The 16,698-nt window shown below is 35.9% G+C and carries 16 protein-coding genes and 2 pseudogenes; 1 reads left to right on the top strand and 17 read right to left on the bottom strand.

Annotated elements, in window-relative coordinates; translation table 11 throughout:
• Positions 1-29: 29 nt before the first annotated feature.
• The 17 genes and pseudogenes from KFD70_RS12120 to KFD70_RS12040 all read right to left on the bottom strand — a co-directional run bounded on the left by KFD70_RS12120 (position 30) and on the right by KFD70_RS12040 (position 15,518).
• Complete coding sequence (locus KFD70_RS12120; RefSeq protein ID WP_336452808.1) at positions 30-1,961, bottom strand: phage tail spike protein; 1,932 nt, start codon at positions 1,959-1,961, stop codon at positions 30-32.
• Complete coding sequence (locus tag KFD70_RS12115; RefSeq protein ID WP_241818668.1) at positions 1,954-3,930, bottom strand: SGNH/GDSL hydrolase family protein; 1,977 nt, start codon at positions 3,928-3,930, stop codon at positions 1,954-1,956. The genes KFD70_RS12120 and KFD70_RS12115 overlap by 8 nt, the downstream gene beginning before the upstream one ends.
• Positions 3,931-3,945: 15 nt before the next feature.
• Positions 3,946-4,752, bottom strand: coding sequence for a phage tail domain-containing protein (locus tag KFD70_RS12110; protein WP_336452809.1), 807 nt, complete (start codon positions 4,750-4,752; stop codon positions 3,946-3,948).
• Positions 4,753-4,754: 2 nt separating this feature from the next.
• A pseudogene (locus tag KFD70_RS12105) lies at positions 4,755-6,434 on the bottom strand (phage tail protein); the annotation flags it as partial.
• Between the two features lie 260 nt (positions 6,435-6,694).
• Positions 6,695-7,906, bottom strand: a pseudogene (locus tag KFD70_RS12100) (hypothetical protein); the annotation flags it as partial.
• 228 nt (positions 7,907-8,134) lie between these two features.
• Positions 8,135-8,503 carry a hypothetical protein gene (locus tag KFD70_RS12095; protein ID WP_336452811.1) on the bottom strand — a complete coding sequence of 123 codons (369 nt, stop codon included), beginning with the start codon at positions 8,501-8,503 and terminating at the stop codon, positions 8,135-8,137.
• A gap of 6 nt (positions 8,504-8,509) precedes the next feature.
• Positions 8,510-9,079 (bottom strand): major tail protein, encoded by a 570-nt coding sequence (locus KFD70_RS12090; protein ID WP_336452812.1) that lies wholly within the window; start codon positions 9,077-9,079, stop codon positions 8,510-8,512.
• Positions 9,080-9,409: a hypothetical protein gene (locus KFD70_RS12085; RefSeq protein WP_336452813.1), complete on the bottom strand. Its 330-nt coding sequence runs from the start codon at positions 9,407-9,409 to the stop codon at positions 9,080-9,082. It lies immediately after the preceding gene.
• Positions 9,406-9,762, bottom strand: a complete 357-nt coding sequence (locus tag KFD70_RS12080; protein WP_336452814.1) for an HK97 gp10 family phage protein — start codon at positions 9,760-9,762, stop codon at positions 9,406-9,408. The genes KFD70_RS12085 and KFD70_RS12080 overlap by 4 nt, the downstream gene beginning before the upstream one ends.
• A complete protein-coding gene (locus KFD70_RS12075) occupies positions 9,755-10,054 on the bottom strand; it encodes a phage head closure protein (protein ID WP_241818662.1) in 300 nt (99 codons plus the stop codon). The genes KFD70_RS12080 and KFD70_RS12075 overlap by 8 nt, the downstream gene beginning before the upstream one ends.
• Positions 10,051-10,320: a head-tail connector protein gene (locus KFD70_RS12070; protein WP_336452815.1), complete on the bottom strand. Its 270-nt coding sequence runs from the start codon at positions 10,318-10,320 to the stop codon at positions 10,051-10,053. Before KFD70_RS12070 ends, KFD70_RS12075 begins: the two co-directional genes overlap by 4 nt.
• Positions 10,313-10,474 (bottom strand): hypothetical protein, encoded by a 162-nt coding sequence (locus KFD70_RS12065; protein WP_336452816.1) that lies wholly within the window; start codon positions 10,472-10,474, stop codon positions 10,313-10,315. Before KFD70_RS12065 ends, KFD70_RS12070 begins: the two co-directional genes overlap by 8 nt.
• A gap of 14 nt (positions 10,475-10,488) precedes the next feature.
• The gene (locus KFD70_RS12060; RefSeq protein ID WP_336452817.1) at positions 10,489-11,667 is read right to left on the bottom strand and encodes a phage major capsid protein; all 1,179 of its coding nucleotides are present in this window, start codon (positions 11,665-11,667) and stop codon (positions 10,489-10,491) included.
• 13 nt (positions 11,668-11,680) lie between these two features.
• The gene (locus KFD70_RS12055) at positions 11,681-12,265 is read right to left on the bottom strand and encodes an HK97 family phage prohead protease (RefSeq protein ID WP_336452818.1); all 585 of its coding nucleotides are present in this window, start codon (positions 12,263-12,265) and stop codon (positions 11,681-11,683) included.
• Positions 12,216-13,445: a phage portal protein gene (locus KFD70_RS12050; protein WP_431613203.1), complete on the bottom strand. Its 1,230-nt coding sequence runs from the start codon at positions 13,443-13,445 to the stop codon at positions 12,216-12,218. Before KFD70_RS12050 ends, KFD70_RS12055 begins: the two co-directional genes overlap by 50 nt.
• Before the next feature lie 13 nt (positions 13,446-13,458).
• Entirely contained in the window at positions 13,459-15,159 is a 1,701-nt protein-coding gene (locus tag KFD70_RS12045) for a terminase large subunit (protein ID WP_336452820.1), read from the bottom strand.
• The gene (locus KFD70_RS12040; RefSeq protein WP_241818656.1) at positions 15,156-15,518 is read right to left on the bottom strand and encodes a hypothetical protein; all 363 of its coding nucleotides are present in this window, start codon (positions 15,516-15,518) and stop codon (positions 15,156-15,158) included. The genes KFD70_RS12045 and KFD70_RS12040 overlap by 4 nt, the downstream gene beginning before the upstream one ends.
• Before the next feature lie 280 nt (positions 15,519-15,798).
• Between KFD70_RS12040 and KFD70_RS12035 the strand changes: the two genes are divergently transcribed.
• Positions 15,799-16,539 carry a hypothetical protein gene (locus KFD70_RS12035; protein ID WP_431613202.1) on the top strand — a complete coding sequence of 247 codons (741 nt, stop codon included), beginning with the start codon at positions 15,799-15,801 and terminating at the stop codon, positions 16,537-16,539.
• Positions 16,540-16,698 lie beyond the last annotated feature (159 nt).

Below are 16,698 nucleotides of genomic sequence, written 5' to 3'. Positions count from 1 at the left end.
ATCTCCTTTTGTATTTTTAATAATTTATATTAAAATGTTCTACCTTTTCTTGACTGGATAAAAAGACGTCCAGTAACAGTGGCATTTATTCTAGCTAAACTATTAGGTGTAATTTTAATCTCAACATAACGACCGCGTTGAAATTTCCCTTCATCATCCTTTGCTATATATGGTTCCAAGTCTATATCTTGTCCACTTGTTGAGGTGAAAGGAACTACATTACCATCCACAGTTATCGTTACTTTTGATGGCGTCTCGTTAAATTCGAAGATGCCGTACTCAATTTCGTGGGTATGGTTGGGCAATGTCATATCATGTGTATGGCTTGGTGTACTGTAATCATGTGAGTGAGGCGGAACAGTAGTACTATGGGTGTGATTTGGCAATGTAGTCTCATGCGTATGGTCACCACTAGAGCCATGTGTGTATAAGCTTGAACCTGTTCCTTTTACGTATATTGAAGCTGATGTATTCCTACCTGGATCAGAAAAAGCTGTATGCAATCCTATTGTAGTAGGTTCAGCAGGCATAATACCACCGCCATGAAACATCTTATGAACGTGGTCTCCACCCCCACTCGATGTTTTAACAATACCGCCACCTGCGCTACTCGTTATCACCAATCCGCCACCTGCCGATGTTGTAGACATGTTTGATCCACCTGCGGAAGTCGAACCCACAACAGCCCCACCGCCTTTTATCGCACGTTCGTAGGCTCTAAATCTTAAAGTTTCAAATGTGAGCAATAATTCATTCACATTCATAACATCATTTGGTATTTGAAACCTTATAACGGCTGGATGATCTGGATCACAATTATCTTGGAAATCACGACTATCAATATTAGTTGAACCTTGTGAATAAGTATCGTTTACTAATTGCTTCTTTTGTAAATCAGTAATTGTTGTTCCGATATCTTCACGAACGTTTCCAAGATCAAACTGTATATTCGATGGATCTCCATAAATATCCGGCTTAGTAATTTTCATGATTCTTAAATCATCATTTGTATCGACATCTTGGTCATATACACCAACTATTTTTGCAATGTCATATTTTATAATCTTGTATGGATCAATGAGTTCGTAATCTATACAGTCCACAGAAACAGTGGTTTGCGGCTTCTTATACTTATCTAACAAGGCTTGTGCTGATGCTTTTAATGATTTTGCATCTTCAAAACATCTATCAACCCATATTTGTTTATGAATGCCGTGTTCATCAATAATAGGGAATTCTGCTTCTAAATAAGGTACACCACCATTTACTTTCTCAATTCCTAACTGGTTTACCCCTTCACCATATCCAAGAGGGAATATTCTAGTTATCAACCCAGTTGGATCTTCTTCCTTCTCAATACCTTTTAAATTCTTACCATATCGAATGGTATCAACTTTTTCATTAGTTACACGAACTAGATTAAGGGTAAAGGGATATGTTGTATCATCCCAAGTCCACAAATAGGACTCATTGAAAGGCTTAGGAACACTTACAAGTGCATTTAAAAGTGAATTTTCATTTTCCCATGCATAATGAAAATATCGTTCAAAGTGACAATCCCCTAGTTTCCAATGTTTTATTTCTTGTTTGCTTAATAAATACTCAAGTACATCTCTTGTTGTCCAATTCGTCAATTGATGGTAACGAAAAAGCACGTCTGAGTGCAATGTACTCCAAACATGCTCACAATTGTAAGTTATGCTGTTGTCACTTTCGTTTTTAACTGTTTTCTTTGGATTGACTATGAATTTCCCAATATATTTATCATGGTCATATAGCTCAATAAAATACTTTGGCTTAACTTCAAAACGTTTTGGATCGTTAAGAGGTAATGAAAAGGAACACGTCCACAAATTATTTGTCTCTTTAACATATCCAATTTTATATGCATTTTCTAAGATAGCCACTAAATTCATTTTAATATCATAGACTTTTATATGTCGAAAATTACTATTATACATAACTTACACCATCTCTCAACAATGTTAATCCAAGACCTTTTGCAGTATTCTCAAACATTACTTTGTATCCTTCATCGTTTGGATGCAGACCATCAAATAATAAAGAATCAATGGTTACGCCAGTATTAACTGCATATTCCATATAACCTTTATAATTCGAAATGTAATCCATCTTGAACTCTTTTGTTACTTGATGGATAGAACGATCAACATCATCCATCTTGAAATTACGTACTGCTTCCATATCGTTCGCTACTGAAACTGGATTCGCTGCCATGACAATTACGTCTTTTCCTAACGAACGAATGTATTTTATAAGTTCTCGTTGATAACTCTTTGTTACAGCCGTTGTTTTGAAATTATGACGGTCATTTGTTCCAATTTGCATAATAACGATGCTGTCAGCAGATTCAATTAACTGATCTCTTTGTTGGTATAGATATTGCGAATGTTTACCACTAATTCCAAAATTAACAACATCAGCAGTTTTAGGGATTTTTAGACCTTGAATATATATAGAATAACCTGATGCACCAGCATTCTTTCGGTTTGTTTCTCGAATTTCAACTAAATGATCTCCTAGTGTCAAACCAGTAATTTTCTTTTCCACATTGTCGGCATATGTTCCGTAAGTGTCTAATTCTCCCCATTTCACGCCATCTACATAAATATCCATTATACCGCCACCGCCAACAGTAGCATGGTAAATACTGAAGTGATCACCATAGAAAGTGAACTGGATACCGTTATTTGTTGTTGTATTTGAGAAGAAAGCTTGCCATTTAAACGTGGTAGCGTTATTCTCTACAATTTGATGTGTTGCAGCTAAGAAAGAAATATTCGGATCATTTACTGAAACATCGAACTCACGATTATATTCAGATATAACATGATCTCTCAGCATATTCGCCCAACAAACCGCAGTTGTTACGTTCGTCTTATATCCGGTGTTTCCAATTGGTTTATCCGTTGCACTGTAGCCAGTCCCACACAGTCCTGCTGTGATAGAGTCACCAATAAGCTTGATAATTGTTCGAACAAATGGATTGTTTAAATGTTTATGAATGATTTCCTTAATTGTTAGGATCTCACCCATTTCCCCTATTACCTTAATAAAGTTTGTATTTTTCCCTAAAGGAATGTTGTTGTAATAATAGAATAATAGTCTTTTATTTTTAAACTTTGTCTTGTCGTTATATACTTCAAACGAAACAGTAAAAGGAGATTTTGTTATATCTAAAACAAACGCATATAACTTTGCATCGGTAGGGAGATCGATATAAAGGTTTGTTCCTGTCTGATTTAAATTAAAAATATCGTTACCCATAGTAGAAAATGTATTTGGTTTAATGATTGCTTTCTTTCTTTTTAAATCAACAATAACCTTATCTTTTTCTATAATTGTTGCTTCATACATATTAATTCGAGTGTAATCTAATGCATCTGCAGCAACGTTTGCATTTGTAACGGTGATTTTTCTATCAGCTAGATAGTTGTAATTATCATCATCACTAACAAATGTAATGAATTCGTAGTTTTGACCGTACACTTTCTTCCCATAGAGGCGTGCAATTGATAGTTCGTTATCTCCTGCTGAAGTAAAAGGTTTGCAACTCAATTCACCTGTACGGTGGTTGTAAACTAATAAATGCAATACACCATCATTACTTTGATCTGGTAATGATAATTCAATTTGTGATGGTGATATATTAAATGCATACTTTTCAATAGATATAGAACAATTCTTTAGAATCGTAATTTTTCGAGTTTTATAGTTAACTTCAATATAGTTCCTATTAAGTATTTGAGCTTCAGGAACATACATTTTCTCGAAGTTAACAGCATTATCCGCAATTCGATCTCGTGTTGCTGGTTTTGATAATCCATTTATAACATCAATAGCTTGATTTATCTTTGGTGTTCCTTGCCATAACTTGTCTGACTCTAATAAACGAGGTACATCAGCCACGGTATCACCGCCTTCTTACATATATTTTGCGTGAAATTCAAATGAAATTTGAAAATTTAAGTTTGTACCAGTAATAGAAATCGAATTTTCACCTGGAAGTAACTCTAAAAAGTCTCCTGTCATCTTCGAAATATAATTCTGTCCATCCCTAGTGACCGCATAGTGTTGGCTATCAATTAAAAGATTGGCACCTTCAGGAAATGAGCCCAAAGAAAAACTCTTACCATTAGTGGCAAGAGTCATAGAACTAGCACTTCCAGTTATCCTGATGATAGGACGTACTACAAGTGAACCCACATTTTCAATTTTCAATGTTGTTGGTGCGGTAACATCGTACATATAATCACCAATCCCAAACGGTATATCTGACATAAAAGGAATATCACTTCCCCATAGTATGTCGTTAGTAGTATCAAATACCGAATATGCATATGGATCAAATGCTGTTAATGGAAAAACAAGGTTAGCCATTGTTTTATAGCGACTTGTGTCTAAACTACCGCTATATCTAACCTTGTAGTATTTATCCGGTTCATAATCAAAAGTCAATCTCACTGTTTTCGTTTTCCCATATGGATCAAAAAAGGTTTTCATGATTGCTCTTATTTTTCGTGCTGATAAAGCTTGGCTTGGTTGCGGTTTAACCAATAATGGCAAAGTAAAAGGCCTTGGTTCTAAATCCGCCCCAAAATCATATGCACCAGGTACTCCTGGAATTGAAACTGTATAATCACGAGTAGAGGGTGCCGCTGGATGTTCATGCCCTGGTAAAAGCGCTAAACCTAATTCATTTAACGTTTTCCCATCTATTGTTAAACTCATACTTATCTCACTCCTCTACCTGATCCTTTAACAAGATTATTTATTTCCCTTGCTAGTTTTTGTATATCCACTTCTTCTCTAATTACAAATGATGAGCCTTTGAACATCTCAGCGAAATTATATGAAATATTACCATTTGATTTAGAGGAATTACCATCCACAGTTGATTGAGTTGTATTTCGATTCATAGCTTGTGAACTATTTGATAGGCTGCTATAAACCCCACTCATTACACCTTTTAAATCAGATAATTGATTCAAAGAACTAGCCATTGTATAGCTCATATCACCAATTAATCGGCTCATAGTGCCTGTGATACCAAGCGATTTTTCACTTGAAGATAATGGAGTCACAGAAACACGATTTCCACTTTTAGTGAATAATTCCGGTCCAGCTTCCCCAGCTATAAATTGTCCATCTCCAAGAACATGTCCACCTGTTGCTAACATTGGAATTGTAGAAATATTAGCTGAGGAACCACCGATACCCGGAACCCAATCAGGAACAGAAACACTATTAATCCCTTTTATCATTGCATTTATCATTGAAATAACAGCATTTATTGGAGCCTTTGCTGCCGCTTTAATACCTTCGAACACTCCACTAAAAATTTTAACTATACCATTCCAAGCTTTTTCCCAATCACCTGTAAATACACCACTAATAAAATCTATAATTCCGTTAAGAATTGGCTTTAAAACATTCTTCCACACACTTTCAATCCCTTTGAACGCATCACCCACAACACTACCAATTGCACCGAATACGAATTGAAATGCTGGTAAAAGGACTGTTTTAATTATTGTTACAAGGACTGAAAACACAGGTGATAATATTTCATTCCACACACGCTGAATGATTGTGAATGCATCCTTAACAATATTCTGTATCACTGAAAATCCTTTTTCGAATGCTGGCTTTAAAGTTTCATTTATGGTGGCTACAATTTGATCTACCGTCGGTTTCAAATACTCGTTGTATACACGCATAATTTCATCGCCAAATAATATCAAAATGGCAATAACTGCGGCTATTGCGGCAGCTATTAATGTGAACGGACTAGTTAATACAGCCATGACTCCTGCAAAGGTTAGTGCCTGAGTTGTTACTAATAAAAGTACGGGAGTCAGTGCCACCAGTGCCGCCATAATAATTCCAATTGCTGTAGCAATTACAGTAATAGTTGCTGCTAATGTAGGGTTATTCTGAATCCATTCGGCAATTTTACCCACAACTTGAGCAATAACCAATAGGACTGGCTCAAGTGCTATTTTTAAATCAGCCATAGCTTGTTGCATCATTACAGCTGGATTTGCATCCATTTTTTTGACGGATTCATTCAATTGATCTTGGTTATTCTTAAAGTCTATTGATTTTTGAAACGCATTTATCAAAGTATTGGTTATATTTGACCCTTGATCTTCAAACATAGTGGCTAGAACTTTAACTCCAACTTGGTTTCTTTTTACAGGATCTTCTATTCCTTCAATCGCTTTGGCCACCTCTACCATAGCATGTGACCCTTCTTTTCCACCAGCCGCTACAGCTGCTCCCCATTTTTCTATTTGTTCAGTCGCAATACCCGAACCATCAAGAGCCTCTTTTAAAGCTTTATCCGCCCCTTGAGCAAACTCAGCTAATTGAATCCGACCTTCCTTCAAACCATCTAAAAGATTATCAATCATTTATATTCAACGTGATTCGCAACGTCACGCCCGTTCTCTTACGAACTGCTATACGTCACCGCATAGATTAGACTATATCTTCAACTACTTGAGTTGCTCCCCGTTTCGAGTGTCATTTGCTTACACCCTACGTCTTTCGACTAGTCGTTGCACGTTCCTTAATAAAAAGGCTTCGCTCAGTATTGTCTCATTTGAGAGTTTCACTGAATTAAAGGAGTTTTTCATTGTATGTCGCCATACAAGGGAACTATAATCTAATTCCAAGTGCCTGTTTCGACTCCTGCTTCCATAATTGCCTGTATTTCTTCAGCTTTGAAACCCGCTCGAGTTAACTGTCCTCCATATTCAGCAATGATATCTAATTGTTCAGGTGGGAATCCGGCTTTTAAAAGTGCATCAGCCATAGCTATTGCATTTTCTTGAGATATCCCTAACTCATTTCCAATTTCATACGTCTCTTGAATTAATTCAGTAAAATCTAAGCCAGCATACGAATTAGCAATAACAGCAGCCTGTTTAGCAATAGCTGTATTTGCTTCGTCTGAAGCGTTTTTATTTAGTACCCATTGGCGTCTTACTCCTTCAAGTGATGCTTCTGCATCGACACCATATGTTTCTACACTTCTAACGGCTTCTTCTACTGACTTTTTCGATTCCTCAGGAACATCAAAAGTAATATCAATTTTTGTTTTTAATTTAGAAGTATCAAGTGCGGTTTCAAGCACTTTACCTATGCCAGCACCAGCCGCTGCAGCGCCTAACATGTTTTCTAATTCAATATTCAAATCATTAACGTCATTTTGAGCTCTTTCAGCCTCTCGTGATAAATCTCTTAATTCATTTCTCACATTTTCAATTGAATTCCCATCATCTAGAGAAGATAGCGCACGTCTTAATTTATCAATATCCGTATCGGTTCCTAAAGCTTCTCGTCCTATACGTTCAATTGCTTCTTCTAATTGTGATGATGTAGCTGTTCCATTTCGAATTGCTGTTGTTAATCGACCACCTAATATATCAGCGAATTGATCAACGCTTGTTCCTGTTGCATCAAAAAGAGTATTTAATTCACGAGTTGAACGTGCGGCTCTTTCTTGCTCATCTTTCATGTTCTTTAATTGGTTTTGAAGTCCACCTAAGGAACCTTCTGTATACTCAAGTTCACGCCTAAACGCTCGATATTGTTCTTCACCAATATCACCACGCTCAAATTGAGCTTGTACCTGTTGTTCAGCTGCTTTTAATTGGCTTAACTTTTCAGTTGTTGCTTCAATACGCTGAGTTAATAGCTGTTGTTTTTGTGCTAATGCTTCCACGTTACCTGGATTAAATTTTAATAATCGCTCAACATCTTTTAACTCTTTTGCTAAATCGTTACTGCGTTTATTTACATCTTTTAAGGCGTTCTGAAGTCCAGTGGTTTCGCCACCGATTTCAACTGTAATACCTTTTATTCTACTTCCTGCCATAGTCTCACCTCTCTTTCTTAGAAGGCGTTAAAGTCTTTTTGAGTAGCATTTCTTGTATTTTGTTTTTCCTTTTGCGGATTCTGCATTTCAACATATTCGTCAATGTAATCTAAGCAGTCACCTATCGTCATATCCTCTAAATCTATTTTTGAGAGTTTGCATGAATAGCAAAGAGCAAGGAATGTATCAACGGAAAAATCACCGTCATCTCCTTGCTCTTCTTGCCCATTACTTGTTATTTTTTTTTGATTGAACAGTACTTTTAATTAAATCTTGAATTTCAGTAATAATCTCAGCAATCGGAAACTCACCAAATGTATCAAGCCATGATAATGGATCTGGAACACTTTTATCTGCTGTCTTAGCAAACGCCCAAACTAAGTTATATATAACTTCAAAATCTAATCTACTCAAATCCGCTTGAGTAAAGTCGATATTCTCCTGCTCGCCATTAGGGGAAATCAATGAAGAAAGTACACCTAAACTAAGAATATCCGCGAACATGTCACGTCTAAATTGAGACTTATAACGGATAGCTGTACCAGCGGTACTTTTTAAAAGTACATTTTTATCATCAATTACAATTGTTTTTTCCATCTATTTTCACGCTCCTGCTTTTTCATAAGGTTTTGTATACCAAGCATCATAAACGCCAGCTGGTGTACCCACTGTTGTTGATGTCTTAACTTTAGAATTAGATGGATGTTGTGCTGCCACAAAATTCAATTCTGTTGTGCTTGGTTCTGTTTTATCACTCTTTGTGGAAGAAGAAACACCAGGTCGTGACACAGATACGTTATAAAGTACATGACGTGTTGCTTTCACATCTCCATCAAATTCAAACATAAGAGCAATTTTTTTAATTTTAGCGTTCGAAACTTCTGTGAGAACTTTATCCGTTTCATCTAAGATTTCACCTAAAACATCAGTACGAAAAGCTTCTGTGATATTAGCAATATTTAATGTACCTTCATATCCTTGGTTACTTGATTCTGTGTAGTAATTGCTATCATCCGCATAAAAGTCAGTTTGTTCACCTTTTGGCTCTAATTTCATTTCTACCGCACCAGGTAATTTCCCAACCGTACCATATGTGATTTTTCCAGTATCATCTTCAGTAATTACGCTGTAATGCACCTTTTTTAAACCAAATACAACTTTATTTTCAGGCATTTACATCAACCTCATTTCATATATTTTTTGATATAATTTTTCAGATTCAATAAAAGCCTCAAATGATTCGTAAGGTATCTCAAGATCATCTAAGACTTTCTCTAACTTGGCTTCTGCAGCCAAATCTTTTCTTAATGTATAAAGTTCAATACTGACATCATTTACTTTTTGATATACCTTGTTATCAGCCATGAGATTGGCTGAACCGTTCACAAGAAAGCAAATATAAGGTGGCTCAGGTATTGTAATATCTGGAGTGGCTGTGAAATGCGAATAAACCACAGAATACCCTGTAGCATCAAGAATTTTCTTTAATTCAGCTAATGTCATTGACTAGCCGCCCTTTCAACACGTTCTAATAAATCAGCTATTGCTCTTTCTTCAGCTGGAGCAATATGAACTTTAGCCGGAACACGACCGCCACCTTTTTTTGCATGACCTTTTTCTAACAAATGAGTTAATTGATAGTGGGTTTTATTATGGATAATATATTTCTTTCCTTCTTTCTTCTTACGCCACCCTTTACGATACTTACCAGTCCTTTTTGGACTATTTTGTTGTAAGTCATCTACAAGATTATCTGAAACTTCTTCTGTAGCTTTCTCAACACCTTCTTCAAGCGCGTTAGAATATCTTTGCAGCTCTCTTGCAATCTCATTTGCAAAATCGTTAATACTAGACACCGGCTTTCACCTCACAATACAATTCAACCTTTTCATCTTCTCTTTCGTATGTGCGGTAAATACTATACGTTTTCTCACTATATTTCACTTTAGTTTCTTCTTGATAGTCCAACGAATGAACAATCAATGTACAACTAGCTTTAATTCCACTTTGCCCAGCTTGGAAAAATTCCGATTGTGGAACAGACTTTTTCTTACAAAACACTTGTCTACTAAATGTTTTGATTTCCTCTTTTTGTCCTAGTTCATCTTCAATAATTGTAACAACTGGGAAAAATAAAATATCGTTCATTTATAATCACCTGCTAAAGTTAGGTGGTTTCTAAGCATGTTATAAGATAATTGGAATCGTTCTGCTTCTTTTGCATCTGGAATAAAATTAGCTTTTACATAAGTAATAATCGCTCGTTTAATAAGTGGATCAGTGTCCACATTCACTTTTGTAGAAGCAACGCCCGACAACATTAAGTCATGCCGGGCTGCTTCAATTAGATCTGAAATTTCATCATCAAGAGCATTATGAGAAATACGCAATGCTTTCTTCATGATATCAATCATCTTTCTTCACCGTTTTCTTAGGTGGTGTACTTACATATCCTTCTTTAACTAAAAAGGTGATACGTTTAGAATCTATTGACTCGTACATATCACCTTCTGAATATCCTATTTGTGTATCTTTATCGATAAACGGCTTAATAACTAAGCTTTTCATCTGCTATCAGCCCCTTAAACTGCTGCTGCCTTTTTAAGAACTACAAGAGAGTTAACATTTACCGCTTTACCATCGACAACCATAATTGCTTTTGTTACCATATCATCTGTTAAGTTATCTTCATATTTTTTAACACCCATTTGATAATTAGTGTTCAAAATATAATCACTGAAATTGAATAAGAAAGCGAATGGTTTACCAACTACCGCCGTTGAAAAGCTATCAATATAGTTGCAAAGCACAACTTGACGTCCTAACAGAACTCGTTCTGTTTTTCCATTAATACCATAGTTTACTCTTGCGATAGGTTGTCCATTTGCATCTACCATCCCAGCATAAGACATAAACGTTTTCTTTGTTATGCACCAAACTGCACCATCTTCATATTCAAGAGGTAACGCTGCTTCTGCATCAACTAATGTTTTATACTCAATTTTAGCAATATCTAACGATTGCCCTGCAACAGGTGTTTCAGTCAAAATACCTTTTGGTTGACCAGAACCAGTTCCGTTGATAATTGATTGCTCAATCGCTTTTGTCATTGCTTCCACAACATTGTTGATTAAAGTAGATTCAAAGACCGATAGTGCCATAGTATCAACTTCTAAAGAAACTGCTACAGCACAGCGTAATTTGTAGTAATTAAATGTAATGCTACCAGTCGTTTTCTTTTGAGTATCACTTCCAGCTCCTTCAGCTACCCATGTTGCTACTGGTTTAACAGAAGAAGTCGGAATGCTCACTCCACCTTTAATTGCAGTACGTGTAACAAGTGGAAGAATCATTCCTACAGCTTCAATTTTTTCAATAATTTGATTCAATACTGTTTGCGGAATAACAGAACCAACATCGCCAGTTTTTGTAATCGCATTTGCACGAATTTCAGCAGGAATTGCTTCACCACGTAACACATAATTCATGAAAGCATTACGATATTCCAGTGAATCTGTTCCGAATTCGCGTTCTTCAGACTGTTGAGTGTTAAAAGTGTGAATTGTACGAGTTTCAGGTGCGCCACCTTCATTAATAGCACTCGCTTCTTGCAATAAACGTTGACGTGTCTCAATTCCTGTTTGTTCTTCGCTTAGTTCGCGTAATTCGGTTTCTAATGCTACTAAATCAACTTCTCCATTACCTTCTAATGCTGTGCGGATTTCCGCTTTACGTTGTAAAATTTCTTGTAAACGATTCATATATCATTCTCCTCTATAAGTAAGTTTTTAAGATTAGTTTTTTACGTAATTCTTCTTTCTGTTTTCTTTCTTCATGATGTTTATATGGGTCGTAACCCCTCGCACTAACTTCTGAATCAGGATAAGCAGGAAAGTCGACTGCGCTAACCTCTAATAACTTAGCTTTGGTTACAGTTCGCAACATAAGATCATCGTCTGGTTCGTCAATTTCCTCGGTTATCATACTAAAACCAAAGCTAACGCCATCGACATCACCACGCTTGATTGTTTCATATGTGTCGTTTCCGAGTGTTGTTTTAGGCAATGTCAATTCAAACCTTAATCCAATGGAATCTTCCGCTAATTGCAAGGTGTTATTCTTTGTTCTTCCTAGAACCTTAGATGTATCATGTGACCATAAGAAACGTTGGTCATCCTTTTGCAATGACTCTAAGAATGCACCTTGTCGGAATTGTTCGCGGAATTTTCGATAATAACCCATCACAACTGAATTTTCACCCCACTTTACAGCGTATCCTGAAAGAATTTTATTCCCATCGGCATCTTCTCTAATTTCCATTCCCTGAGTTACTATTTCCCTCATTTCCGTTTTGTCCATTATTATCACCTCCTTCACCTGTAGTTTTACCGTCCTTAACCAGAGCTGTGTCTAATCTGCGGATCGGTTTATCTCCACCTTCAATTGGGCCAAGAGAAAGAATTGAACGCCATTCATTTGGTGTCATTGCTCCTCTATCTACCATTTGAACAAGGTTCATTTTTGTGGACATAGAAGCATATTGAAGACTTGCCGCTTCAAAAATTATCTTGTTACCAAATCCACGTTCACGTCTTGTGAACAATTTTCGTGTAAATTCACCACTTAATTGTAAGGATAATGGTTCAATTTCGCTCTCGAAGTAGGATATCCATTCATCTTCTGTATACTTACTTTGTATAATTTTTTCGTTTGTATTGAAGAAGTTATATATCCTTTGAGTTGTTTCTTGCATTTGTTTAGAATCTGGAACAAACGCTTCTGGTTTAACTTGTTCTAAGTCATAACGTGGATCAGATGAAGCGGCTCCACCATTCACATTATCGATACTTAAATAATTGTTAACAAAGTTTTGTACTTGTGTATTAATATCCTCTTGTTTTAAAACAGATTTGAATTTCAAGATCCATTTCACTACTGCGCTATTTTTAATTGCTTTTACAATCCCTTGATCAGTAGTTGTAACTATGTCCATCAATGAGGATAGTGATTTTCCCGGATGTTCTCCAAAAAAATCATCTTCATTGAAGTCTTTTCTGAGATGAATTACATCCACATATGGAACAGTCATTCTCTTTCCGTTTTTAAAGTAAAATCTTAAGAAAATATCACCTTGAACTCCTTCCACAACTTCTACAGTTACACAAGGAATAGGATAAATTTCAGTAGCAAAACCTAGCTCATCCCGTTTAATATAAGCAAATGCATTATGATTCAGTTCTAATTGAACTGTCATTTTTTCTTGAAATATTTGTCCTGTCATTAATGGATTCGGCTCTTCTAAAATAAACCTCATATATGGATCAGGATTCACTTTAAATTCATTTGCATTATCCCTAATATGTTTAGCAATTAATTTCCCTACCGCTTTTGCTTTAGGACGTATACAAGCTCTAATAATATCACTCTCATAGATACTTCCATTCCAGGAGAAAAAACCTCCTCCATTGTCGTTTATCATTTCAAAACGAGTTGTGGTAGGTGATTGTTTCTTGCCGAATATCTTATCAAATAACCCCAATTTCTCACCTCCCTTAAATCATATTCAAATAATCATTACGCTTCTCTTGAAGTACTACATATGCATTTAAAAGAGCTGCTGTACCATCAATACGACGTCGCTGATTATTTGTTTTGTTCGGCTGTATATTAAGGTTTTTATCAACATCAATAGCCGTATTTGATAAGCACCATTTATCGATAGGATTGTTATTATAATTCACTAATTTCGCTTCTAAATCAGCACTCAATAGCTTCATAGGACTAGATAAAGTTTGTTTCCCTTGTGCAATTGGGACCATCGCTTCCTTACCAAAATATCCTTCCATTTCTTCAACCCAATACTTTGCAGACCATCTATCGTAACCAATCCAAGGGATATAAATACCTAGTTCATCTCGTACTTCTAAGAACCATTCGGTAACAAATTTATAATGAACTGAATTTCCTGGTGTAGTTCTTAATAATCCCTGTTCACACCATAAATCATAAGGGATTTTATCTTCTTTACTCCTTTGTTCAAGTAAATCTTCTGGAAGCCAATACATTTGTTTAACATAGATATGTGGATCGTTTTGAACCATAAAAATAACCTTCGCCGCGGTTAAGTCAGTTGTGGAAGATAAGTCACAACCGCCAATACCATAAGAAGGTTTTAATTTCGCTATATCAAAGATAGCTTTATTATTTAATTGTTCAAACGTTAACCATGCTTCTGTACTTGTCTCACGTATATTAAAATCTTTCGTTAATAGGTTTTTAACAAGTAGTGGATTAGCTTTCGCTTTATTTACCTTGGTTTCTAATTGGTCAACCTTTTTAATGGTCCCAAGACCCGGATTAGCTTTTTTCCAAGCCTTTTCATCCGTCCACTCTTCTCGTTTGTCTAATTCATAAATAATAGGTAAAAACCTATCGTCTTTATAACCGTCTGGATCATCAAAACCATTTAAAAGCATTTCAGCTTCTTCATATTTCATATCATAAACGGATTCACGAATAGTTCCAGCTGTTGTAATCATAAAAATCATTGGCTGTTCCCTTGCGGAAGTACCATCTACTATAACATCGTATAAGTTTTTATCTTTCCAAGCGTGAATTTCATCCATCATAGCACCGTGAACGTTAAGACCATCAAGAGTTTCTGAATCGCTCCCTAATGGTTTAAATGTACTATCATTAAAATCTGCATTCAACTCACGAACAAGCGGTTTAATTCGTTTTAATAGCACTGGTGACTTTTTAACCATTCTTTTCGCATCTAACCAAACTAATTTCGCTTGGTCTAATTTAGTAGCTACAGCATAAATCTCTGCCCCAGGTTCTCCATCTGCTACTTGTAAATACAAACCGATACCAGAAGCAATTGTTGATTTACCATTTTTACGAGCCACAATCAATAAGACTTCTCTGTACTTTCTTGTACCATCAATCTTATGAACAAAGCCAAACGATGCAGCTAAAAATGCCTTTTGCCATAACTCTAATTCAATCGGCTTACCGCCCCACTTGCCTTTCGAATGTTTGCAAAAATTCTCAATAAATTCAATTACATGATTTGCTTTCTTAGAATCATACTCGAATACAGAAGAAGTATCATAAACATCGTCAACAAGCTTCTTATATATTCGTCTAACTTTACTAGATACGATTACTTCCCCAGATTCGATTTGATTGTAATACTCAATGATTGGATTATAAGCTAACGGATACTGCTTTCTTACTCGTTTACTCATTTATCAGCCACAAAATCATCGAATCCGTCATCATCTTCTTTAGGTTGTTCTTTGGGAAGTAGATCTATCAATTGTTTCATAACTTGGGCATGGTTTTTCGTCATATTGTTATGCACCTCTACATCGGAGGACTTTTTAGTACCGAATTGATTGGCTCCATTTTGATATTGCTCTGTAGTACCATTCTTATTAATTTTCTCTTGCAGGTCTTCTAAAGTGACGGCCATAAAAGCAGCATTCTTAATGAGTGAAGAAACTGCTCTTTTCTTTTTTGGTTCTAAATTTTTCAATAAGCTGTTTAATCTTGTTATTTCTCGCTTAATTCTTTTTTCTATTTCTAAAACTTGATCGTTACTCATAAGTAATCACTCCTTTCATGACCACACCCCCCACGCGTGCGACCCATGTGTTACGTGAAGCTCCCCCCTCGGTCCCTATCAGACTTAAAAATTTATTTTTAAAGGGGGGATTATTATTTTTATTTTCTTCTAAAAGAATCCTGAATGATTTTTTTACATTTCTTGATATGAATAGGATATTCATTAGTATTTTTACATGGATAAACATACAAGAATAAGAAATTGTTTTGCCATAAGATAAAATAAGCCTTTTAATTTTTATTAAAGGAGTTGATTTTCAATGCATTCTCATAATAAAAGCCATTGCAGCCCATGTCCTTGTCCTGTCCCTGATCCTGTTAGCATTCCTATTCAAAGTATCCAAGGACCTCCAGGACCACCAGGATCGCAAGGAATACCAGGGCCGCAAGGAATACCAGGGCCGCAAGGAATACCAGGGCCGCAAGGAATACCAGGAACTCCAGCACCAGGTATCATAGAATCTGCGTTTAGGGCTATAAAAACTGAGGGTGGTGGCCAAACTGTCCCTACGCTTACTGAGGTAACTGTTACTTTTCAAACTGAACAATTCGATTTGGGAAATGAATATAACAGTTTGGATACTTTTATACCAAACCAAGATGGAATATATTCAATTGTTTCAAATATCATTTTTATTCCAGATGATTTTACTGTTAATTATTCTATTGGATTTGCAGTTTTCGTCAATGGTATTACTGTCGCAACTGCTGTAGAAACTACCCCTGGTGACCCAGAACTTGAGCGTGCTACGGTTCTTGATATTTCAACTATTTATGGGTTACATGCAGGAGATGCTGTGACCATTGTCGTTTCTAGTTCTACTAGTGGCTTAGTTGTTCAATTTATTGATGATGAAACAACTCATTTTGCCGCATCGAGATTTCCTTTTACGAGTCCAGTTCCTTTTGCTTTTGCACGATCTTCTTCGCTCCTTAGCCGTATTACAAGAAAAGCCACAAATACTAAAACATCTATCCTAAAAAGAATGACACCTTCTTAATTTTACTGGAGTAGCAACAATTTCCACTTTTCCTGTCAATTCCCCTAACACAACCGATAGCCCTAATATTAGTATTATTCTTTGTGCGTTAATCCCCCTAATTTTAAAAGGTTCTTAGATTTTCTGTACAGATCTACTTTTATAGATTTAGTAACTATC

Origin of the sequence: Bacillus pfraonensis, from assembly GCF_050768835.1 — a bacterium.
GTDB classification, from domain to species: Bacteria; Bacillota; Bacilli; order Bacillales; family Bacillaceae_G; genus Bacillus_A; species Bacillus_A pfraonensis.
The sequence above is the reverse complement of the archived record's forward strand: the minus strand, read 5'-3'. Positions and strand labels throughout refer to the sequence as shown.